The organism is Pseudomonas sp. Pseusp88, assembly GCF_047303955.1.
In the GTDB taxonomy this organism is placed as follows: Bacteria; Pseudomonadota; Gammaproteobacteria; order Pseudomonadales; family Pseudomonadaceae; genus Aquipseudomonas.
This window is the reverse complement of record NZ_JBGLYM010000014.1, coordinates 48,820-69,316: the sequence shown is the minus strand read 5'-3', so window position 1 is coordinate 69,316 and position 20,497 is coordinate 48,820. Positions and strand designations below refer to the sequence as shown.

Annotated in this window: 20 protein-coding genes; 7 read left to right on the top strand and 13 right to left on the bottom strand. The window is 61.0% G+C overall.

Features of this window, described 5'->3' with window-relative positions; translation table 11 throughout:
• Positions 1 to 8: 8 nt before the first annotated feature.
• From ACCD02_RS18205 to ACCD02_RS18190, 4 genes are read right to left on the bottom strand one after another with little or no spacing between them, the layout of a single operon-like run.
• On the bottom strand, positions 9 to 299 hold the full coding sequence (locus ACCD02_RS18205) for a (2Fe-2S)-binding protein (RefSeq protein ID WP_413304622.1): 291 nt from the start codon (positions 297 to 299) through the stop codon (positions 9 to 11).
• A 9-nt stretch (positions 300 to 308) separates the two neighbouring features.
• Complete coding sequence (locus ACCD02_RS18200; RefSeq protein ID WP_413304619.1) at positions 309 to 1,103, bottom strand: ABC transporter permease; 795 nt, start codon at positions 1,101 to 1,103, stop codon at positions 309 to 311.
• Between the two features lie 2 nt (positions 1,104 to 1,105).
• Positions 1,106 to 1,978: an ABC transporter permease gene (locus ACCD02_RS18195; protein ID WP_413304616.1), complete on the bottom strand. Its 873-nt coding sequence runs from the start codon at positions 1,976 to 1,978 to the stop codon at positions 1,106 to 1,108.
• Positions 1,975 to 3,003: an ABC transporter ATP-binding protein gene (locus ACCD02_RS18190; RefSeq protein ID WP_413304613.1), complete on the bottom strand. Its 1,029-nt coding sequence runs from the start codon at positions 3,001 to 3,003 to the stop codon at positions 1,975 to 1,977. Before ACCD02_RS18190 ends, ACCD02_RS18195 begins: the two co-directional genes overlap by 4 nt.
• Positions 3,004 to 3,245: 242 nt before the next feature.
• On the opposite strand from ACCD02_RS18190, the gene ACCD02_RS18185 reads away from it, so the two are divergent.
• Both ACCD02_RS18185 and ACCD02_RS18180 read left to right on the top strand, forming a co-directional pair.
• A complete protein-coding gene (locus tag ACCD02_RS18185; protein WP_413304610.1) occupies positions 3,246 to 4,085 on the top strand; it encodes an IclR family transcriptional regulator in 840 nt (279 codons plus the stop codon).
• A gap of 222 nt (positions 4,086 to 4,307) precedes the next feature.
• Positions 4,308 to 4,679 (top strand): c-type cytochrome, encoded by a 372-nt coding sequence (locus ACCD02_RS18180; protein WP_413304795.1) that lies wholly within the window; start codon positions 4,308 to 4,310, stop codon positions 4,677 to 4,679.
• A gap of 3 nt (positions 4,680 to 4,682) precedes the next feature.
• Here the strand turns inward: ACCD02_RS18180 and ACCD02_RS18175 are convergent, their stop codons facing one another.
• The 7 genes from ACCD02_RS18175 to ehuB form a co-directional block, all read right to left on the bottom strand.
• Complete coding sequence (locus ACCD02_RS18175; RefSeq protein ID WP_413304608.1) at positions 4,683 to 7,115, bottom strand: TonB-dependent receptor plug domain-containing protein; 2,433 nt, start codon at positions 7,113 to 7,115, stop codon at positions 4,683 to 4,685.
• A 108-nt stretch (positions 7,116 to 7,223) separates the two neighbouring features.
• Positions 7,224 to 8,558: an LLM class flavin-dependent oxidoreductase gene (locus ACCD02_RS18170; protein WP_413304606.1), complete on the bottom strand. Its 1,335-nt coding sequence runs from the start codon at positions 8,556 to 8,558 to the stop codon at positions 7,224 to 7,226.
• A gap of 90 nt (positions 8,559 to 8,648) precedes the next feature.
• Entirely contained in the window at positions 8,649 to 9,749 is a 1,101-nt protein-coding gene (locus ACCD02_RS18165) for an alkene reductase (RefSeq protein ID WP_413304603.1), read from the bottom strand.
• 194 nt (positions 9,750 to 9,943) lie between these two features.
• Positions 9,944 to 10,735, bottom strand: coding sequence for an amino acid ABC transporter ATP-binding protein (locus ACCD02_RS18160; protein ID WP_413304600.1), 792 nt, complete (start codon positions 10,733 to 10,735; stop codon positions 9,944 to 9,946).
• Complete coding sequence (gene ehuD, locus ACCD02_RS18155; RefSeq protein WP_413304597.1) at positions 10,728 to 11,378, bottom strand: ectoine/hydroxyectoine ABC transporter permease subunit EhuD; 651 nt, start codon at positions 11,376 to 11,378, stop codon at positions 10,728 to 10,730. The genes ACCD02_RS18160 and ehuD overlap by 8 nt, the downstream gene beginning before the upstream one ends.
• Positions 11,375 to 12,058 carry an ectoine/hydroxyectoine ABC transporter permease subunit EhuC gene (gene ehuC / locus ACCD02_RS18150; protein ID WP_413304594.1) on the bottom strand — a complete coding sequence of 228 codons (684 nt, stop codon included), beginning with the start codon at positions 12,056 to 12,058 and terminating at the stop codon, positions 11,375 to 11,377. The genes ehuD and ehuC overlap by 4 nt, the downstream gene beginning before the upstream one ends.
• 185 nt (positions 12,059 to 12,243) lie before the next feature.
• A complete protein-coding gene (gene ehuB / locus ACCD02_RS18145) occupies positions 12,244 to 13,116 on the bottom strand; it encodes an ectoine/hydroxyectoine ABC transporter substrate-binding protein EhuB (protein WP_413304591.1) in 873 nt (290 codons plus the stop codon).
• Between the two features lie 220 nt (positions 13,117 to 13,336).
• Here ehuB and ACCD02_RS18140 point away from each other — a divergent pair, with 220 nt between their 5' ends.
• From ACCD02_RS18140 to ACCD02_RS18130, 3 genes are read left to right on the top strand one after another with little or no spacing between them, the layout of a single operon-like run.
• The gene (locus tag ACCD02_RS18140; RefSeq protein WP_413304589.1) at positions 13,337 to 13,612 is read left to right on the top strand and encodes a metal/formaldehyde-sensitive transcriptional repressor; all 276 of its coding nucleotides are present in this window, start codon (positions 13,337 to 13,339) and stop codon (positions 13,610 to 13,612) included.
• Between the two features lie 9 nt (positions 13,613 to 13,621).
• Complete coding sequence (dmeF, locus tag ACCD02_RS18135; protein ID WP_413304586.1) at positions 13,622 to 14,554, top strand: CDF family Co(II)/Ni(II) efflux transporter DmeF; 933 nt, start codon at positions 13,622 to 13,624, stop codon at positions 14,552 to 14,554.
• Positions 14,555 to 14,580: 26 nt separating this feature from the next.
• On the top strand, positions 14,581 to 14,967 hold the full coding sequence (locus ACCD02_RS18130) for a hypothetical protein (protein ID WP_413304583.1): 387 nt from the start codon (positions 14,581 to 14,583) through the stop codon (positions 14,965 to 14,967).
• A gap of 63 nt (positions 14,968 to 15,030) precedes the next feature.
• Here ACCD02_RS18130 and ampC read toward each other — a convergent pair whose 3' ends face one another.
• Positions 15,031 to 16,188 carry a class C beta-lactamase gene (gene ampC, locus ACCD02_RS18125; protein WP_413304580.1) on the bottom strand — a complete coding sequence of 386 codons (1,158 nt, stop codon included), beginning with the start codon at positions 16,186 to 16,188 and terminating at the stop codon, positions 15,031 to 15,033.
• Between the two features lie 220 nt (positions 16,189 to 16,408).
• Positions 16,409 to 17,635 carry an OprD family porin gene (locus ACCD02_RS18120; protein ID WP_413304577.1) on the bottom strand — a complete coding sequence of 409 codons (1,227 nt, stop codon included), beginning with the start codon at positions 17,633 to 17,635 and terminating at the stop codon, positions 16,409 to 16,411.
• A 197-nt stretch (positions 17,636 to 17,832) separates the two neighbouring features.
• Between ACCD02_RS18120 and ACCD02_RS18115 the strand changes: the two genes are divergently transcribed.
• Together ACCD02_RS18115 and ACCD02_RS18110 are read left to right on the top strand one after the other, a co-directional pair.
• Complete coding sequence (locus ACCD02_RS18115) at positions 17,833 to 18,774, top strand: LysR family transcriptional regulator (RefSeq protein ID WP_413304575.1); 942 nt, start codon at positions 17,833 to 17,835, stop codon at positions 18,772 to 18,774.
• Positions 18,775 to 19,039: 265 nt separating this feature from the next.
• A complete protein-coding gene (locus ACCD02_RS18110; RefSeq protein ID WP_413304572.1) occupies positions 19,040 to 20,479 on the top strand; it encodes a YfcC family protein in 1,440 nt (479 codons plus the stop codon).
• The last annotated feature ends 18 nt before the right edge of the window (positions 20,480 to 20,497 follow it).

Below are 20,497 nucleotides of genomic sequence, written 5' to 3'. Positions count from 1 at the left end.
GTGCGCGGTCATAAGCATCTCCCCGGCTCCCGACTCACTTCCTGCCCCGCTTCCAGCAGCGTTGAGCAGGCCCTTACCCGCGAGCCATCGGCCAGGCGTACCCAGCAGTCCTGGCAGGCGCCCATCAGGCAGAAACCGGCGCGCGGTTGAGCGCTGAAATCGCTGCCGCGCAGGTGCTCTTCGGCAGTCAGCACGGCGGTCAGCAGAGTGTCGCCGAGCAAACCGCTGGCGGGCTGACCATCGAGGGTGAAGGCCAGGGCCGGGCGGTCGTGTTCGACCAGACGTTTGAACAGGGCCATGAGCCTTCCTTAATGTTTGCCGACCAGCACGCGGTCGAGCCCGTAGATACGGTCGAGCAGGATCATCGCGGCGGCGGTCAGGGCGATGACCAGTGCCGAGACGGCGGCCATCATCGGGTCAATGGATTCGGTGGCGTACACATACATGCGCACCGGCAGGGTCTGGGTCGCGGGGGAGGTGACGAAGATCGACAGGGTCACCTCATCGAAGCTGTTGATGAACGCCAGCAGCCAGCCTCCGGCTACGCCTGGCAGGATCATTGGCAGGGTGATCAGGCGAAACAGGGTAAAGCGGCTGGCGCCCAGGGACTCGGCCGCCTGCTCGGCGCTGCGGTCGATGCCGATGGCGGCGGCAATCACCAGACGCAGCACGTAGGGCACGATGATCACTACGTGGGCCAGCATCAGCCAGGCAAAACTGCCATTGACCCCCATCAAGGCGAACAGGCGCAGCAGGGCGACGCCCAGTACCAGGTGGGGAATGATGATCGGCGACAGAAACAGGCCGTTGAGAAAGTCGCGGCCGGGGAACTTGTACCGGGTGATGGCCAGGGCCGCGGGTACCGCGATCAGGGTCGCCAGGCTCGCCGAAACAAAGGCCAGGGTCAGGCTGTTATAGAACGCGGTGATGAAGTCGGCGCGTTCGAACACCGCCTTGAACCAGCGCAGAGAGAACCCCGCAGTCGGCAGGCTCAGGGTGTTTTCCGGAGTGAAGGCAACCAGGCAGACCACCACCAGCGGCGCCATCATGAACACCACTACCAGGGCGTGAAAGGACAGGGCCAGAGGGCCGTTTCTCGACATGTTCATTCCCCCAGGGTCTTTTTGTAGCGGCCTTCGACCATGCGGTTCCACGACAACATGACCAGCAGGTTGATCAGCAGCAGGGCCACGGCAATCGCCGCGCCCATGGGCCAGTTCAGTTCGGAGAGGTACTGGTCGTAGACCACGGTGGCGACCATCTTCAGCCGTCGCCCGCCGAGCAGGCCGGGGATGGCGAAGGAGCTGGCCGACAGGCCGAACACGATCAATGTGCCGGACAGCACACCGGGCATGACCTGGGGCAGCACCACACTGCGCATCACCCTGGCCTGACTGGCACCGAGGGACAGCGCGGCCTGTTCGGCGGCAGGGTCGAGTTTCTGCAGCGAGGTCCACACCGGAATGATCATGAATGGCAGCATCACGTGGACCAGCGCCAGCACCACGGCGAACGGCGTATACAACAGCTTCACCGGATTGCCGCCCAGGGCCTGGATCGCCTGATTGATCAGGCCGTCGGCGCCAAGCAGCAGGCTCCAGCCAAAGGCCCGCACTACCACCGAAATCAGCAACGGAGTGAGGATCAGGATCAGGAAGATCGAGCGCCAGGGCGTGCCCATGCGGCTGAGAATGTAGGCCTCGGGAACGCCGATCACCACGCAGAGCAGGGTGACCAACGCGCTGATCCAGAAGGTGCGGAAGAAAATCTCGTAGAAGTAGGAGTCGCTGACCACGGCCAGGTAGTTGGCCAGGGTGTAGGCACCGTCCTTGACCCCGGTGTCGTAGTCGAACACGTTGAACGACAGGATCAGGGTCAGCACCAATGGCACCACCAACAGACTGACGAACAGGATCAGCGCCGGTGCCGACAGCAGATAACCTCGCCCGCCCCGGCGCATTGCACTGAGCATGCTCATGGCCGGACCTCATCGGCAGCCAGCACACGCAACAACTGCGCAGGCCAGTCCAGACCGACGGCGATGCCTTCGGCCAGAGGGGCATCACCATTGTTGCGGCGCACTACGGTGACTTCACCGATCAGCGTGTCGATGCGATACAGCCATTGGCTGCCGAGGAAATAACGGGTCAATACCTTGCCCTGCAAACGACCTTCGCCCGCTGGCACCAGATCGATTTTCTCCGGGCGCAGGCTCAGGGTCAGGGTGCCATTACCTTGTGTCTGGCGAACCTGGGCACGGCCATCGCTGTCGTGGTCGCCCTGTAACAGATTGGCCTTGCCGACGAAGCCGGAGATGAACTCGGTGCGCGGATGTTCGTAGAGGTCATAGGGTGCGTCGATCTGAGTGATGCGCCCGGCCTGCATGACCACTACCCGGTCACTGATGGACAGGGCTTCGGCCTGATCGTGGGTCACCATCAAGGTGGTGATGCCGACTTCGCGCTGAATGCGGCGAATCTCGAACTGCATTTCTTCGCGCAGGTTGGCGTCAAGGTTGGACAGCGGCTCGTCGAGCAGCAGTACCGGCGGCTCGATCACCAGGGCCCGGGCCAACGCCACGCGCTGACGCTGACCGCCGGACAGTTCACGGGGGTAGCGGGTGGCATGCATGTCCAGGCGCACCAGTTTCAGTACACGAGCCACGCGCTGCTGGATATCAGCGGGGCTGACTTTACGCATGCGCAGACCGAAGGCGACGTTGTCGGCCACGGTCATGTGGGGGAACAGCGCGTAGCTCTGGAACACCACACCCAGACCGCGGCTGGCGGGTTTGGCGTGGGTGATGTCGCGGCCATCGAGCAGGATGCGACCGCTGCTGACTTCGACGAAGCCGGCGATCATTTGCAGGGTGGTGGTCTTGCCGCAGCCGGAGGGGCCGAGCAGGGAAACGAATTCGCCTTTGTCCACGGCCAGGTCAGTGGCGACCACGGCGTCGATTGCGCCGTAGCGCTTGCCCAGACGTTCGAGTTGCAGAAAAGCCATAGCTGCGTTCCACCTTTTTTCGTGCACGGCAAAGGCGTGCGTTTGTTATGGGCAGATGCGAAATGACTTACCGCTTTGGACGTTGGCGCTCAGTCTTTGCTGGCTGCCGATGATTGTTCAAATCGCCCCTGTGGACGCAGAGTAGGACGAAGGCTAGGATGCGCGAAAGAGGGAATTTCACTGAATCAACGAGTATTTTCAGTTTCATTCGATGAGTGAATTAAAAGGTTTAAAAGATAAATATGAATTCCACTGATCGGAATGAAGAAGTAAAAGAAGTCGGCGTTGGTGCAGTCTCCCGCCTGTTCGCGGTATTGCGCAGCCTCGGTAGTGGCAGTGGTGAGGGCGAACGTGTCACGCAACTGGCCCAGCAGGTCGGCCTCTCCCAGCCCACCACCCATCGTTTGCTGCGCAGCCTGATGGAAGAAGGCATGGTCGAGCAGGATCAGCGCAGCAAGCGCTATCGCCTGAGCCTGGAGTTCTTTGCCCTGGCGGCCAACGCGGGCAAGGTTGGTAACCTGCGGGAATTGGCGCGGCCGAGTCTATTGCGTCTGTCGGCTTCTTTGGGCGACTCGCTGTTTCTGCTGGCGCGCAGTGGTTTCGACGCGATCTGCCTGGATCGCAGTGAAGGCCCTTATCCGATCCGCACTTTTACTGGCGATATCGGCGGGCGCGTGGCCTTGGGCGTTGGGCAGGGCAGTCTGGCGATCCTGGCGTTCCTGCCCGAGGACGAGCGCGAGACGGTGATCCACTACAACCTGCCGCGCCTGCGGGATTTCCACCTGTACGACGAGGTATTACTGCGCTCGGAAGTCGATAGCGTCCGGCGGCTGGGTTACGCCGCGCGCAATACCAATGTGCTGCCGGGTATGGCCGGTCTGGCGGTGCCGATTCTTGACCGCGAAGGTCGCGCCGTGGCCGCCCTGAGCGTGGCCACCATCAGCGACCGCCTCAACCCCGAGCGCATGCCCACCATGGTGGACATGCTCAAACGCGAGGCCGTTGCCATCGGCTCGCGGATCAACCCGTTCGATCCTTTGTTGCGACGGCCTTCTCAGGTGTTTGGGCAGCAGGAAAGCTGAGCCGCAGCGGGGTCGCGCAGGAGCCGGCTTGCTGGCGATTGCGGCCTATTCGCGAATGAATTCGCACCAGATTTGCTCCCGCCCCCTGCCAGGTCTTCGCTACGCGATCGCGCGGAGTCGCAGACGGGGCGGGACTTCCTGCGAGATTGGCGTGAGTCAATGAATTTATGCGTCGCAGCTGTCATCATCAGCGGTTTGCAGGTTTGATCGAGAATACCCATGATGAAAACCACGGCCCTGTTCGCCCTGGCCCTGGCCGCCTTGACCGTCACCTGTGATGCCGCTGATTTTGAAGCGGGCAAGGCAACCTACATGCGCATCTGCAATCGCTGCCACAAGGTCGGCCCCGAAGCCCGTGGGGCGTTCGGGCCGGAATTGAATGGGCTGTTCGGGCGCAAGGCCGGGAGCACCGCAGACTACAACTACACGCCGGCAATGAAGGCTTCGGGCATTGTCTGGGGCGCTGACACCCTCCCGGCCTTTATCAAGGACCCAAGCTCCGTGGTGCCCGGCACGCGCATGAGTTACTGGGGCATCAGCGATGACGACAAGATTGCCGATCTGCTGGAGTTTTTGAAGGCGGATCATCCGTAGCTGTTAAAAGTCATAGGCAATCTTCGTATACCAGTAACCGCCGCCTGGATAAAACGGCGGGTTGCCGTACGGCGCCAGACCGAGGTTGCTGTACACCGCGTGCTTGTCCGGGCGCACATCGAAGATGTTGGTGCCGCCGAGGCTGACGGTCAGGTGGTCGACGAAGGTGTAGCTGATGTCCAGGTCAGTGATCCATTTGGCACCAAAGCTGCGATCGCCCGTGGGGTTGACCGCCAGGGTCTTGACCGCGCCGTAGCGGCTGGTCTGCAGGTTCACTGCCAGGTCGTCGAGCTTCCAGTTGGCGCCGAGAATCCACTTGGTCTTGGGCGAAGCTTCGGTGAGATCGCCTTCACGGTCACGCCCGACCAGTACCACGCCGGAATTGCTCAGAGATGATGGCGTATCCCGTACGCCTTCGATGGTGGTCTTGTTCCAGTTGAAACCCAGGCTCCAGCGCACATCGCCCCAGGTATCCAGCGGTGTGCTGTGGTCGGCGACGATGTCGAGGCCACGGGTACGGGTATCGAAGGCGTTGGTGTAGTAGTTGACCCAGGTGCCGGTGGGCACGCCCTGGGCACGCAGGATGTCGTTGATCACGCCATTGCCCTGGTCGTAGATATTGCTGGTCAGGGCGATGCGGTCGTCGATATCGATCAGGTAGGCGTCGGCGGTGACACTGGTGCGCGGTGCCGGTTGCCAGGTCAGGCCCAGCCCGGCGTTGCGCGACTTCTCCGGCTTGAGGTCATCGCCGCCCAGCGCCTTGGCCAGGTTGCTGCCGGAGGGTGTCAGGCGGGTAACGGCCGGGACCACGTTACCGTTGACGTCGGTGGCGACCCGGTTATCCGCCACGGTGTAGCCGATCTGGGTCAGGGACGGTGCGCGGAAGCCGGTACCAACGGTGCCGCGCACGGCGACGCTGTCGGTCAGTTCATAGCGCGAGTTCACTTTCAGGCCGAAGGTATTGCCGGAATCATCGTCGTAGTGCTCGACCCGCCCGGCAACGTCGAGGAACCAGCGTTCGGTCAGGTCAAAGCCCAGATCCAGATAGCCCGCATAATTATTGCGGATCAGGCTGACTTCATCTTCCGGGCGAATGGTTACTGCTGCCTGGGCGCCGGACGCCGCCGGATAGCTGCCGGTGATATAAGCCTCGCGCTCGCCGGCAAAGGTGCTGAAATGCTCCCAGCGATGTTCGACCCCGGCCGACACCTGCACCGGTGACGTCAGGTTGAACAGGCTGTCGTAGCGGCGGGTGAAGTCGAGGTTGTTGACCCACTGCTCAAAGCGAAAGGTCGCCAGGTTGTCGAATTTGGTCGGCGATGCCGTGCCGAGGGACGGGTTGATATTCAGGTCGCTGGAGTGATGGACGTTGTTGCGTCCGTAGGTGGTGCTCAGGTCCCAGTTCCAGTCGGCTGCTTCGCCCTTGCCGCCAAACAGGAACTGATAGTCACGGTCTTTGATGTTATTCAGCGGGTAATACCCGTCAGGGAAGACTTCGGGCACCGCTGCCGTGCCGGTGGGCAGGCGGAAATAGTTGGCGGCCTCGGCATCGCGCTCGCCGTAGGTGGAGAAGGAGTACAGGGTCAGATTTTCCAGGGGCAGTTCGGCGTTGTAGGCCAGGTTGAAGGCCTTGAGATCAGGGTCGCCATTCTTGATCGCCACCCGGTCCCAGGCCGCTTCCTTGACCGGGTCCCTGAAGGCCTTGACGCTGCTGTCGGCCTTGCCGTTCCACGAGGCGTCACCGCGCTTGCGGGCATCGGCAGCCAAGTGAAAGTAGCCGCTTTCGCCCAGTTTGAAGCCTTCGTCACCGGCCACCTTGATGCTCTCGCCCTGGCCGGAAAACAGCTTGCCGTAGGTGCTTTCCAGATGGCCGCCGGAACTGCCAGACTTGAGGATGATATTGATCACCCCGGCTACGGCGTCCGAGCCGTACTGGGCGGCGGCGCTGTCCTTCAGCACTTCGATATGGTCCACGGCGCTGACCGGGATCAGGTCGATATCCACGGCATTGGCGCCGCTGTTATCGATAGAGCCGCGCTGGCCGGTGGCGCCGTTGTGCCGCCGTTTGCCGTTGACCAGTACCAATGTGTAGGCCGGGCCGAGGCTGCGGTTGCTCAGGGGGCGGGTTACGGAGTTGTAGCCGGCGATATTGGTACCGAAATTGAACGACGGCAGCAGCTTGGAGATCGCCTCGGACAACTCGGCGCGGCCGGTCTTGAGCAATTGGTCGCTGTTGATCACGTCGATGGGCGCCGGGCTGTCGGCCACGGTGCGCTGTTGCCCGCGCACGCCAGTGGAAATTACGGTGACGGTATCCAGATGCGTGTCATCGGTGGCGGCCACGGCGAAGGGCGAGGCGGCGGCCAACAGCAGCGAGGTGGTCAAGGCAGAAATGGGAAAAGGCTTGCTTGCAGCAGGAGTCAAAGTGTCGGGCATGTCGGCAATAGTCCATTAAAACTGGCACTGGCCCTTGGTCCGGGTACAGCTGGCAAAGTCTGGTGATGGTTGAGAAGGTGCTGCCCCGATCAAGGGGCAGCGGCGATGTCAGGCGCTGGCGGCCAATGGCGTCTGCACGCTATGACGGTTCTGCGGAACGTCGATGCCCAGATGACCGCGCAGGGTGCTGGCTTCGTATTCACTGCGGAACAGCCCGCGCTCGCGCAGGATCGGCAGGACTTCATCGGTGAAGCGGGCGAATTCGCTGGGCGCACCGATACGAATATTGAAGCCGTCCACCGCGCCTTCGGTAAACCAGCGCTCGATCTCGTTGGCCACGGTCAGGGGCGAGCCGGCAAAGCCGGTAAATGGCCGGGCAAAGCGCAGGGCGGTTTCGCGCAGACTCAGGTTTTTTTCTTTGGCGACGCGCTTGATGCGCTCGGCATGGCCGCGATAGCCATTACTACCCAGATCGCCCAGTTCAGGGAACGGCGCGTCCAGTTCGTACTGCTTGAAGTCGTGGTAGTTGAACGGGCGGCCCAACTGGACCAGGGCTTTGCCCAGATCGATCTCGCCATCGCGAGCGCGCTGGATTTCCAGTGCCTGTTCATCGGTGTCGGCGATGATCGGGCTGATGCCAGGGAACAGCAGTACCTGCGCCGGGTCGCGTCCGGCCTGGGCGGTGCGTTGCTTGATATCGGCGTAGTACTCCTTGGCATCCTCGAAGTTATCGACGCCTGCGAAAATCCCTTCGGCGATATTGGCCGCCAGGCTGCGCCCGGATTCGGAAACCCCGGCCTGGAAAATCACCGGCTGACCCTGGGTTGAACGGGAGATATTCAGCGGTCCGGTGACCGAGAAGAATTCGCCACGATGATTCAGGCGATGCTGCTTGCTCGGGTCGATAAAGCGCTGGTGCGCCTTGTCCCGAGGGAAAGCATCGTCCTCGTAACTGTCCCACAAGCCTTGTACCACCTGCACATGTTCCAGGGCCCGTCGATAACGCTCGCCATGGTCGATATGTTGTTCGCGGCCGAAGTTGCCCGCTGCGCCTTCCAGCCCGGTGGTGACCACGTTCCAGCCCGCACGACCATGGCTGATCTGGTCCAGGGACGCGAACTGGCGGGCAACGTTGAAGGGCTCGGTATAGGAGGTGGTCAAGGTCGCCACCAGGCCGATCTTGTCCGTCGCCCCGGCCAGGGCCGAGAGCAGGGTCAGGGGCTCCAGGCGATTGAGGAAGTGCGGCGCCGAATCCGGGGTGATGTAGGGGCTGTCGACGATAAACACGAAGTCGAACCGGGCGGCTTCGGCGGCTCGCGCCTGTTGCTTGTACCAGTCGATATCGATGCTGGCGTCACCAGGGATTTCCGGGTGCAGCCATTCCTGCTGGTCGGTGCCGACGCCGGTGAGGATGGCGCCGAAATGCAGCTGACGTTTGCTCATGATTCATGTCCTTTGAGGTTGGATGTTTTTACAGAAGATGGCGTCGTGGCCCTGATGGCACAGCAGACACAGAGCCCGTAGGCGCCGGCTTCAGGCCGATACAGGGTGTTTGCTGCGCACGTCCTGCAAAAACGGATAGTCGATATAGCTCTGATCACCGCCGACGTAGAAACTCGCCTCATCGGGGGTATTGAGCGCGGTCCGCTGGCGGAAACGCTCGACCAGATCCGGGTTGGCGATGAACAAGCGACCAAAAGCGACGAAGTCGGCCCGGCCTTGCTCGATAGCCTGTTGCGCGCTGTGCTGATCAAATTCGCCGGCCAGTATCAGCGCGCCCTTGAACAGCTCGCGCAGCGTTGGCGCCAGGCGCTTTTGCGCAGCGATGGCATCCGGCTCGATGAGGTGCAGGTAGGCGATCCCTCGCGCCTGCAATTCCCGGGCTACATGGCTATAGAGCGCAGCGGGATCGCTATCACTGATGCCATCCACGGCGAAATGCGGTGAGATCCGCACGCCGACCCGACCGGCACCGAACTCGGCAATCGCGCCGTCGACGATCTCCAGCAGAAAGCGTGCGCGGTTCTCCACCGGGCCGCCGTAGTCGTCATCGCGATGATTGCTGCCATCGCGCAGGAACTGGTCGATCAGGTAGCCGTTGGCGCCATGGATTTCCACGCCGTCAAAACCCGCCCGACCTGAGTTGCGTGCAGCCAGGCGGAAATCGTTGACCCGCTGAGCGATTTCATCCCGGGCCAGGGCGCGCGGTACAGGAAAGGGTTGCAGGCCGTCAGTGGTCGGCACTTCACCTACCGCGGCAATGGCCGAAGGCGCGATGGGCAGGGCGTTGTCGGGCAGGCGTGAGGAATGCGCCTTGCGCCCGAGATGGAACAGCTGCTGGAAGATTCGCCCGTCTGCGCGATGAACCGCTGCCGTGACCGGCTTCCAGGCTTCGACCTGAGCGTCGTCATGGATGGCCGAGCCACCGGGTCGGCTTACGCTTTCGGCGGATACGTGCGTGGCTTCGGAAATGATCAGCCCGGCACTGGCCCGCTGACGGTAGTAAGTGCTGACGCGGGGCAGGGGTTGGCGGTTGTCGTGGTCGGAACGGGCGCGGCCCAGGGGGGCCATGATGATGCGATTGGGCAGGGTAAGGTCGCCGAGGGTGGCGCTCTGGTGCAGACGTGAACTCATGAAGACGTGCTCCTGGTGGTCGTGGTTTACGGCCTCCGCCAGGCATGGGGTCGGTCTCTATGGAGTGAACATATCTCTATAAAAAACCGGAGTGAAAGTCTTTTTTGGAATAAGTTAATTATGAATTAAATGTATTTTATAAAAATTATAAATTCATATATTTTATATTTCGTTGGCCGGGTGCCTTTCCTCGCTCAACGCTGCTCGACTCGATTGAGAAACCGCCGGGTGCGCTCGTTATCCGGATTGAGCAGGATCTGTTCGGCAGAACCGTCGGCAACGATGCGTCCACCTTCCATGAACAGCACGCGGTCGGCGATATCCTGGGCGAATTTCATTTCGTGAGTGACCAGCAGCATGGTCATCTGCTGCTCGTGGGCGATGGCGCGGATTACCGCCAGCACTTCGCCGACCAGTTCCGGGTCGAGAGCCGAGGTGACTTCATCGAACAGCATGACTTGCGGACGCATGGCCAGGGCGCGGGCAATGGCCACACGCTGTTGCTGGCCGCCGGATAACTGGCTGGGGTAGACATCGGCCTTGTGTGCCAGGCCGACCAACCCCAGATAGTGGGCGGCGCGGTCCTGGGCTTCTTCATGGCTCACCTGTAAGACCTGAAGCGGTGCTTCGGTGATGTTTTCCCGTACGGTCAGGTGCGGAAACAGGTTGAACTGCTGAAAGACCATGCCGACCCGATGCACCACGGCGGGCTTGTTCGCGCCGGGCCAGCGCCAGCGGCTTTTAGGTGCCAGGACCGGGTCGCCCGCCACTTCGATGCTGCCGTGCTGATAGCTTTCCAGACCCTTGATCAGACGCAGGACCGTCGACTTTCCTGAGCCGCTAGGGCCTATCAGTGCGACTTTCTGGCCTTGGGGAATGCTCAGATCCAGATGATCGATGACCCGCGTCGAGCCAAAATCCTTGACCACTTGATGCAACTGGATCTGTGCGGGTGCCATGCGGGGGATGGGTTGGAAGTCAGACATGACGGCGGCGTTCCAGATAGTTGAAGAATAGGGATGTCGGCACGCTGATCAGCAGGAACATCAGTGCCATCAGGGTGTAGGGCTCGTTGTAGCGGTAGGTCATGCCTGCCACCTGTTTGGCCGCCTGAAACAGCTCGGGAATGGTGATCACCGCCAGCAGCGGCGTCTCCTTGAACATGCCGATCAGGTAGTTGCCCAGGATGGGCAGCATGGGTTTGACGGTCTGCGGCAGGATAATCCTTCGCCAGGTGGTAGCGCTGTCCAAGTCCAGCGCCCGGGCGGCCTGCCATTGCCCGGCAGGCACACCGTCGATGGCGCCGCGAAAGGCTTCGGCGATGTAAGCACCGTAATACAGGCCCAGGCCGATGATCCCGGTGCTGAAGGCGGGCAGGGTGAGACCGGCCAGAGGCAGGGCGAAGAACAATACGTAGAGTTGCACCATCAAAGGCGTATTGCGAAAGAAGCTCAGGTAGGCGCGGCACAACCTTGGCAGCAGCTTGCCAGGCGCACGTTGCGCAAGGGCCAGCAGCAAGCCGACCAGCACCGCCAGGACAAAGCCGAGCAGTACGACTTGTACCGTCACCAGCAGGCCCTGCAGCAGCTCTGGCACGATCGACCAGGCAAAGGCGAAGTCGAAATTCATGAACTGCTCCCGGCACGGCGCCAGGCGCTGATGTGCTGCTCGTAGCGGCGTACCGCCCAGCTCAGCGGCCAGGCCATGACGAAGTAGCAGAGCAGCACGATGCTCCAGATCAGGCTCTGCTGGCCCAAGGTAGTCACCAGTTGCGCGCCGGAGAAGGTCAAGTCGGTGAGGGTAATCAGTGATACCAGCGAGGTGGTTTTCATCAGCTCCACCAACTGGTTACCCAAAGGTGGCAGCATGAACGGCAAGGCCTGGGGCAGGATGATCCGGCGCAGAGCGGTCAGCGGGCTGAAGTCCAGGGCGCGCACGGCATCGCGCTGGCCAAGGCTGACGTTGACCAGCGCCGAGCGGACGATTTCCGAACCGTAAGCCGAAAATGTCAGGCCAAGGCCGAGTATCCCGGTGGTCATGGGCGACAGGCTGATACCGAACAACGGCAGAATGAAGAACAGGTAGAACAGCAGGACCAGCGCCGAAATCCCCCGTAGTACCTCGACATACAGCGTCGCCGCCCAGCGCAGCACACGCCAGGGCGACAGGCGCATCAGGGCGATGACAAAGGACAGCAGCAAGACAATCAGTTCGGCGAAGAAGGTGATCTTCAGCGTGACCCAGGCACCGCTCGCCAGTTGACTGGCGATGAAGCGGGCCGTATCCATGGCCGGAGAATCGAAGAACATGGCCTGTACTCGTGTGGGTTAAGGCATGTGGTAGATGCAGATGACAGCGCGCGATCGCGCAATAAACACAGATCCGATGTGGGATCGGCTTTAGCCGGGAAGGGGCAGGCAGGATCGCTACATTTCTTGCGCCAGCCCTCTCGTTTTCCCGGCTTAAGCCGGTCCCACACAAAAGCTACCCAATCTCAGCGCGCGCAACGCTGCTCGGCGGTGATATCTGCGGCAGGCAGCTCATTCTCGGTGTAGCCGTACTTTTGCAGGATCTTCAGCAGCTCACCGGACGCGCGCAGTTTGGCCAATTGTTCATTGAAGGCCGCGATAAAGGCGGGGTCGTTCTTCGGCAGGCCATAGGCGTGGTAATTCCAGGTCGGCTTGCCTTCGGCATCGGGGATCTGCTCGAACGGCAGGGCGCGTTCGATGGTCGGGCTATTGGTTTTCTTCACCAGGCTGATGATCTCGGCATCGGGGAAATACACCACGTCGACGCGCCCGGCTTCCAGCGCGGCAACGGCTTCGGTGTCCTTATCGAACAGCACCACGTTGGCGGTGGCGATGCCGCTGTCCTTGGCTTCCTGCACCTGGTTGCTGCCGGGCTGGGTCGCCAGGCGCGCCTTGCCGTTGCTGGCGACGTCTTTGAGGCTGTGCAGCTTCAAGGGGTTGCCGGCCTTGACGATAAAGGCACCGCCGGAGCGGGTCACAGGGTTGGAGTAGCCGATCACTTTGCAGCGGGCACTGTTGATGAACAGGCCCGCACCGATGAGATCGAAACGCCCGGCGGCCAGTCCCGGGACCAGCGAGCCGAAGTCGGTGATCGGCGTGTCGATCTTGCTGATGCCCAGAGGTGTGAGGATCGCCTGCAGTACTTCGATATTGGCGCCGGTGATTTTGCCGTCGGTGCCGATATAGGCATAGGGCTGTTCGTTGGCGATCCCGGCGGTCAGGCCGCTGCTGCGACCCTTCTCCAGTAACCCGGCCGAAGCCGACAATGAGAACACGGCGTTCAGTAGAACGGCGGAACCGAGAACAGCGGAAAACGACAGCGCTTTAATGCCTTTCATCACGGGTGCCTGGAGAGTCGGGAGGAAGGAGGAGCGCAATGCCTGATCGTCGCAGATCAAAGGACGCAAACCATTGCGCGGAACTGGATGTCGACTCTAAAGGTATAAGAATTAATATTTAAATATCTTTAGGTGATAAGCATATATCCGCAACCTCAGCGATTGCTTCGCGCCTTTAACTCTGTGAAGATGCGCGCCATATAGGTAGGGGAGGTATGGTATGTCGCATCTTACATCTGGCAAGGACGAACTGCTCAAGCGAGTCAGGCGCATCGCCGGGCAAATCCAGGCTGTCGAGCGGGCCATCGAGGGCGAAGACGATTGTGCCAAGACCCTGCATCTGGTCGCCGCGACCCGTGGCGCCATCAATGGCCTGATGGATGAAATCGTTGAAGCCCATGCCCGCGAGCATGTCGCCGCGCCCGGATTGACCGATGCCGAACGGGGCCAGGGCGTTGAAGAGTTGATCACTGCCATTCGCCGTTATTCGAAATAGGACAACCCCATGACTGATACACATAGCGATGGCAGCCACAGCCATGTCTTCCTCGGCGATGCTCACGATGCCAATGCGCGGCGTACGCTGTGGGTCGTCGCCCTGACTGTGGTGATGATGGTCGGCGAGATTGCCGCCGGTTATCTCACCGGTTCCATGGCGCTGTTGGCCGACGGCTTTCACATGGCGACTCATGCTGGCGCCCTGGCGATTGCCGCTGCGGCCTATGCCTACGCCCGTCGCCATGCGGCGAGCGCCGCGTTCAGTTTCGGCACCGGCAAGGTAGGGGATCTGGGCGGCTTCGCCTCGGCACTGATCCTTGGGTTGATTTCCATCGGTATCGGCATTGAGTCCCTGCTGCGCCTGTTCGAACCGACCCACGTCGAGTTCGCCACCGCGACGCTGATCGCCGTGGTCGGCCTGCTGGTCAATATCGTCAGTGCGCTGTTGCTGTCCGGCGGCCATCACCATCATCACCACCACGAACACGATCATGGCCACGATCACAGCCACGGCCATGACAACAACCTGCGTTCGGCCTACATCCATGTACTGGCCGATGCGGTGACATCGATTCTTGCCATTGCCGCTTTGTTGGCCGGGCGTTATCTGGGATGGGTATGGCTGGACCCTGCGATGGGTATTGTCGGCGCCTTGGTGATTGCACGCTGGGCCATGACATTGATGCGTGATACCGCCGGGGTGCTGCTGGATCGCACCGATGCCCACGTGGCCGAGGAGATTCGCGAGTTGGTCGAGGCGGGTGGGCAAGCGCGGATTACCGATCTGCACGTCTGGCGTGTCGGCCCCGGTGTCTGTGCGGCCATCGTCAGTGTGCTGGGCAATGCCGCCAGCGATGCCGAAAGCATTCGTCGCCGTCTGGCGCCGGTGCATGAGGTTTCTCATTTGACGGTCGAATATCGGAGCCAGCAGGCATTCTGAGCAGCTTGCGGCTATGATCGGCAGTCATGAGCCAGCCCATTCGTCAACCTTGTCCACCCGGTGTCTGCGACTGCGGACGGGAGCAGCTGTCAGGCACCGAACTGCGCATCCTCTGCCTCACGAAGCAGGAGGAAAAGCGCCTGCTCGAGCGCCTGGAAAACATCACCAGCCTGCCGGATCTGGAGCACATGCAGCGCCGGCTCTACGAGCAACTGGGCATTCGCCTGGAAATTGCTCCCGGCTTCAGCGAAGTGCGCAGCATGCGCGGTATCCAGATCCGGATTGATGAGTTGCCGGGCCTGTGTCGCAAGACCCGGGCATCCATTCCCGCGGCGATTCGCCGGGGGATGGAGAAGCGACCTGAGATTGCCTATACGCTGCTCAATGCCCACGACTTGCTCAGGGATGCATGAGCAAAGCGGCAAGCTGGAGGCGGATGGCGTTCAGCTTGCCGCTTGAGGCTTGTAGCTAAAAGGCTAGCGGCTCGCAGCCTGGAGTATTTCGTAGGCAATCTTCACCCGATCCGCATTGGGATAGTTCTTGTTCGCCAGTATCACCACGCCCAAACCCTTGCCCGGTACGAACGCCACATAGTTGCCGAAGCCGTTGGTTGAACCGGTCTTATTGAACAGCACGTCGCCCTCCGGCACTTGTGCCGGGCTAAGCCATTGCACCGTATGGGGCTGGCTGGCCATTTCCGGGGCATTGCCGGTTTGCAGGGCATCGAGTCTCAGGGGCCAGGCGTAGGATTCCCAGCCCAGCCCCTGGCTCATGTCGCCTACGCGGTAGTAGCCGTTATGGGTGATGGCGATGGCCTGTTGCAGAGGCAGGGGCAGTTGCATGGCTTGCATATTGAGCTGGACGAAGCGGGTCATGTCCTCCAGGTTGGTCTTGACACCGTAGGCCTCGGCAGCCAGCGCACCGCCTTTCAGGCGAATCGGTTGATCGGTCCTGGTGTAGCCCTGGGCATAGAAGCTCATCTCTGTCTTGGGCACATCGATATAGCTGCTTTTCAGGCCCAGTTCGGGAAACAGGCTGCCCTCCATCAACTCGTTGAACGGCTTGCCCAGGCTTTGCGCGGCCAGGTAGCCGAACAGGCCGATGCTCGGGTTCGAATACTGGCGCCGGGCGCCCACGGCTTCGGTGGGTTTCCAGGTGGTGAAGTAGTCGAGCATCTTGTCCTGGCTGTCGTAGGCGTCCGGGAACTGCAATGGCAGGCCGCCTGCGGTGTAGGTGGCCAGGTTCAGCAGGCGAATACCGGCAAAGGCGCTGTTCTTGAGTGCGGGCAGATGCTGGCTGGCGATGTCGGTCAGTTGCAGCTTGCCTTGGGCCTGGGCCCAGGCGGCAAGGGTAGCGGTGTAGGTCTTGCTGATCGAACCCAGCTCGAACAGGGTGTAGCGGCTCAGAGGTTCCATGGTGTCCCGGGAGCTCAGGCCGTAATAAAAGTAGCGGGGCTTGCCGTCCTTGATCACTGCGACCGCCATGCCGGCGATGTTCTGGGCTTTCATGGTGGGCAGGACGGCGTGGTCGACCAGGGTTTGCAGGCTGTCCGGCGTTTGCGCGCTGGCGATGCACGACAGTAGCAGGGTGGTAGCGGCGAAGATCCCTTTGCTGATTTTTTGACTGATTGGCATGAATGAAAATGTCCATTGATTCATTGTGCGAGCACCACCGTCGTGCTCGCTTCAATGGAACAATATACGCCTGTTGGGGGGCTTGTCGGACCGCTGCACGCCGCGCATCAACTGACGCAGTGTGTCAGAGGTATCGCGTAATAGTTCTTTGCGGATAAGCCTCGGCCCCACAGGTCACGCCAACCTGTAGAAGCCGGTTGTAAATGCAAGAGACCTTCATTCACCAAAGCGCAATCTCATAGGTCAGGTAGATCCGGTAATTATCCCTGTCGTCAGAATAGGTCGAGCGCGAAATGGCGTGGCTGAACTGGGTGCCCAGACCTTTGAAATAGCCATCCTGGATCACGTACTTCAGGCTGGTATTGGTCTCGTGTTCCCGGGCCTGGCGGTTTTTGTAGAGGCCATCGTCGCCCTTGTAGTAGCGAGTCATGAAGGTCAGACCGGGCACGCCAATGGCGGCGAAATCATAGTCGTAGCGGGCCATCCAGGTCTTCTCTCCGGCCTGGATGAACTTGCCGACGCTGGCGTTGCTGAACGAATACACCGAGCCACCGGTGACATAGGGCAGGGCGGTGTCGCCATGGAGCTTCTGATAGCCGAAGCCCACGGCGCTACCGCCCTGGCGCCAGGTGAGCAGGCCGCTGAACATGTCGGCATCGACCCGGCCAGCAATGGCCCGGCCACTATCGGCACTGCTGAAGTAACGCAGGTCGGTGGTCAGGCTGCCCGCGCCAATATTCCATTTGTGCACCGCGCCGATAAATTCCTGCCGGTAGAAATCGCGCATCTCACCGTGGTAGCCGGTCAGGCTCAGGTTCGGGGTGAGCTTGTAGGTGGCCCCGGCAAAGTCGAAATCGGTGCCCTGATCGCCGGAGTAACCAGTGGGCGTCATGTCCACGCTATCCGTTGAGTTGCGCACTTTGTTCTTGTCGATGTGCCCGGCATGCAGATAGAGATTGTCGACTCCGGTGTATTCGATCTGGGTGCCACGGAAGGTCTGCGGCACCAGGCGACCATCGTTGAACACCAGTACCGGGATCCTGGTCAGCAGGGTGCCGCTCTTGATCAGCGCATCGCCGTAACGAATCTTTGCGGTCAGGCCCAGGGAACCGTATTCGTCGGCGGCGCGGCCATCGTCATGGATCGGCAGCAGCCCGGTGTCGTTGTGGGTAGGGCTGGAGTCGAGCTTGATGCCGAGCAAGCCCAGGGCGTCGACCCCGAAGCCCACCGGGCCGGGCGTAAAGCCCGACTGCACATCGAGCAGCAGGCCCTGGGCCCACTCCTTGCGGTCATCCCCGCCATCACGATAACCATCGTTGAAGTAGTAGTTATGCAGCTCCAAAGAGCCATGGGAGTCACTGAAAAAGCCCTCGGCGCGGGCCTCGTTGCTCATGACCGGGACGAGGCTCGAACAGGCAATCAGTGAAGTCGCAAACAGGTATCGCATGGCGCTGTCCTCTACGGGATAGGGGTTTTTATGGCAGCGGAAAAGTGAGAAAAGCCCCGGTCTCAGGCAGTCGTGAAACTGGACGCCAGGTTGCTTTGCGGCGGACACTAGCGGCTCGCAAAAGTCCTTACAACGTTATGCGCGGGGCGCATCGGGCTATGCGAAAAGGCAGTTTTCAGCGGTTTGGCGGGGGTGCAATGGCGAGCGAAAAGGTTTTGAATTTCAAACAGTTGGAAGCCTTCAAGGCGATCATGGCGACGGGGTCGACTATTGGCGCGGCGGCGCATATGGAGTTGTCGCAATCGGCGGTCAGCCGCCTGCTCGGCCAGCTCGAAGACAGCCTTGGCGTGGCCTTGTTCCTGCGCCGCAACGGACGCCTGACGGCAACGCCGGAGGCCGAAGAGCTCTTGGCAGATATCACTGGCGTGATCGATGGCATGCAGCGTGTACAACGCATGGCCGACCAGTTGCGTCTGGGCCGCTCGCGCAAGACCCTGCTCAAGCTGGGCGTGCCGCCGAGCATGACCCAGCAGCTGATTCCGCGACTGGTATCACGTTATCTGCGGGAGCGCGAAGAGGTGGTGGTGGAGTTACTCACTGGCTCCAACAGCTATCTCGAAAGAGCCGTACTGGAGCATTCGGCGGATCTGGCCCTGGTCCGTCTGCCCACCGAACTGGACGGGCTGGACGTGGTGCCGGTGGTGGAGGCCAACGGCGTCTGCGTGTTGCCGGTGGGGCATCCATTGGCAGCCAAGGAGGTGATCGATATCACTGACCTGCGCGGTGTGCCCCTGGTGATGCTTGGCCGCCAGCGCACCTTGCGTGCCGAGCTGGATCTGTTGATGCGCGGCGCCCGGGTTGCACCGCAGGTGCGGGTCGAGGTGCACTCGGTCAGCGCCGCCTGCGCCTTTGTCGCCGAGGGCATGGGCGTGTCCATCGTCAACGAGTTCCTGGTCAGCCATTTTCGCGATCTGCCCATAGTTACCCGGCCGTTTGTACCGAGCCTGCCCCATGCCTTCGGCCTGATTTTTCGCAGTGCTCAGCCGCGTTCGCTGATGCTGGAACACTTCGCGGACTTCATCGTTGCGCAGTTGCGTGAAGCCTGCGCCACTGCCCTGGAAACCCCACAAAACAACTAGCCTTACCCGCTTTACGCATAACGTTGTGCACCCCCGTGCGGTTGTCTTAAGTTCTCCATCGCCTGCTCTGCGCCGTGAAAAAAAGTGCAGCAGGCGAATACCAACAAGAACAAGACGAGAGCCTGTCATGTCGCTATTTGCATGTGTTACCCAGGTCGTTCTGGCGCTGTTCTGCGGCGCATTTGTATGTGTCTGCCGTTGATCGGTCCGGGCGCGTTGTCTGCGCCGGGCCAGCTCCACTCCAACATTTGCCAGAGCGCCAAACATGAATGAATCCCTGAATCCTGCGTTGCCGGTCGGCAGCGTCGATACGCCCAAACGCCAAGTGGAACACCGTCAGTTGAACCCGGCGATCATCCTCCTGGTGATCGTATTCCTGGCCATGTTCATGACCTATGTCGTGACCTCGGGTGAATACCAAAGAAAGGGCATTCTGGTAGTGCCCGGTTCCTACCAGACCCTGGAAAAAGACGCTTCCCCGGCTCAACTATGGTCGACGGCAGAGCGCAAACCCGAGGACAGGGCGGCTCGCCCGGTGAGCCTGACCGAGGCTTTTCTCGCCATTCCCCAGGGTATCGAGAAAAGTGTCGGGCTGATCTTCATGGTGCTGTTCATCGGCGGCATGCTCGGCATTCTCAGTCGCACCGGCACCATCACGGCGGGGCTTGAGCGCTTGTTGGGCGCGACCAAGGGCAATGTCTACGTGCTGGTACCGTGCCTGATGCTGGCGTTTTCGGCGGGCAGCACTTTTATGGGCATGGCCAAGGAATACATTGTCATAGTGCCGCTGATGGTGGCCCTGGCCAATCGCATGGGCCTGCCGAATATTGTCGGCCTGGCGTTGGTGGTGGTGCCGTTGAAAATCGGTTATCTCGCCTCGGTGACCAGTCCGGTGGCCTTGTCGGTGGCCCAGCCCATTGTCGGTTTGCCGGTGTTCAGTGGCATGGGCATGCGCCTGCTGGCCTATGTGATTCTGCTGATTGTGGGCACCGGCTTCATGTTTCTGCTGTTGCGCCGCTACGGCTTCAACCGGGCCGTGGCCGAGCAATTCGAAGGCGGTCGCCTGACGGTACGCCAAGCCTTGAATCTGTTGCTGTTGGCCGCCGGTATCGGCTTTCTGATCTACGCCTCAAATAACTGGCATTGGCATTATCCGGCGCTGTCGGCCTATTACCTGGCCTTGGGCATGTTGTTTGCGGCGGTGGCCGGCCTGCGTCCCAGCGATGCGGCCAATGCCTTTATCGAAGGCATGCAGAAAGTACTGATCGCCGGGGTGATGATAGGCCTGGCCACCGCAGTGCAGATCATCCTCGCCACCGGCGATGTGCTGGACAGCATCGTCAACTGGCTGGCGCAACTGATCGGCAGTCATGGCCCGTTTGTCTCGGCCCTGGGCATGTTCTTCAGCCAGTTACTGCTGGAATTGCTGATCCCGTCCACCTCAGGGCAGGCGGCAGTGACCATGCCGATCTTCGGTCCGCTGGCGCAACTGTCCGGGGTCACACCCCAGACCACGGTCTACGCCTTTCTGCTTGGCCATGGCCTGACCAACATGATCAGTCCGACCTCAAGCGGCCTTCTGGTATTGCTTGCCGCTGCTCAGGTTGGCTGGGGGCAGTGGGCGCGGATGATTCTGCCGTTGATGCTGGTGTTCTCGGTGATCGCCATCGCCTTATTGATGCTCGCTGTACTGATTGGCTACTGAACTTCATTTCCTGCAAGG

Coding starts and splice junctions, on each gene's coding strand:
- ACCD02_RS18185 (WP_413304610.1), top strand. CDS start 3,246: ATGAATTCCACTGATCGGAATGAAGAAGTAAAAGAAGTCGGCGTTGGT.
- dmeF (WP_413304586.1), top strand. CDS start 13,622: ATGACTGATACACATAGCGATGGCAGCCACAGCCATGTCTTCCTCGGC.
- ehuD (WP_413304597.1), bottom strand. CDS start 11,378: ATGAATTTCGACTTCGCCTTTGCCTGGTCGATCGTGCCAGAGCTGCTG.
- ACCD02_RS18205 (WP_413304622.1), bottom strand. CDS start 299: ATGGCCCTGTTCAAACGTCTGGTCGAACACGACCGCCCGGCCCTGGCC.
- ACCD02_RS18140 (WP_413304589.1), top strand. CDS start 13,337: ATGTCGCATCTTACATCTGGCAAGGACGAACTGCTCAAGCGAGTCAGG.
- ACCD02_RS18115 (WP_413304575.1), top strand. CDS start 17,833: ATGGCGAGCGAAAAGGTTTTGAATTTCAAACAGTTGGAAGCCTTCAAG.
- ACCD02_RS18160 (WP_413304600.1), bottom strand. CDS start 10,735: ATGTCTGACTTCCAACCCATCCCCCGCATGGCACCCGCACAGATCCAG.
- ACCD02_RS18175 (WP_413304608.1), bottom strand. CDS start 7,115: ATGCCCGACACTTTGACTCCTGCTGCAAGCAAGCCTTTTCCCATTTCT.
- ACCD02_RS18110 (WP_413304572.1), top strand. CDS start 19,040: ATGAATGAATCCCTGAATCCTGCGTTGCCGGTCGGCAGCGTCGATACG.
- ampC (WP_413304580.1), bottom strand. CDS start 16,188: ATGCCAATCAGTCAAAAAATCAGCAAAGGGATCTTCGCCGCTACCACC.
- ACCD02_RS18130 (WP_413304583.1), top strand. CDS start 14,581: ATGAGCCAGCCCATTCGTCAACCTTGTCCACCCGGTGTCTGCGACTGC.
- ehuB (WP_413304591.1), bottom strand. CDS start 13,116: ATGAAAGGCATTAAAGCGCTGTCGTTTTCCGCTGTTCTCGGTTCCGCC.
- ehuC (WP_413304594.1), bottom strand. CDS start 12,058: ATGTTCTTCGATTCTCCGGCCATGGATACGGCCCGCTTCATCGCCAGT.
- ACCD02_RS18120 (WP_413304577.1), bottom strand. CDS start 17,635: ATGCGATACCTGTTTGCGACTTCACTGATTGCCTGTTCGAGCCTCGTC.
- ACCD02_RS18190 (WP_413304613.1), bottom strand. CDS start 3,003: ATGGCTTTTCTGCAACTCGAACGTCTGGGCAAGCGCTACGGCGCAATC.
- ACCD02_RS18180 (WP_413304795.1), top strand. CDS start 4,308: ATGAAAACCACGGCCCTGTTCGCCCTGGCCCTGGCCGCCTTGACCGTC.
- ACCD02_RS18200 (WP_413304619.1), bottom strand. CDS start 1,103: ATGTCGAGAAACGGCCCTCTGGCCCTGTCCTTTCACGCCCTGGTAGTG.
- ACCD02_RS18195 (WP_413304616.1), bottom strand. CDS start 1,978: ATGAGCATGCTCAGTGCAATGCGCCGGGGCGGGCGAGGTTATCTGCTG.
- ACCD02_RS18170 (WP_413304606.1), bottom strand. CDS start 8,558: ATGAGCAAACGTCAGCTGCATTTCGGCGCCATCCTCACCGGCGTCGGC.
- ACCD02_RS18165 (WP_413304603.1), bottom strand. CDS start 9,749: ATGAGTTCACGTCTGCACCAGAGCGCCACCCTCGGCGACCTTACCCTG.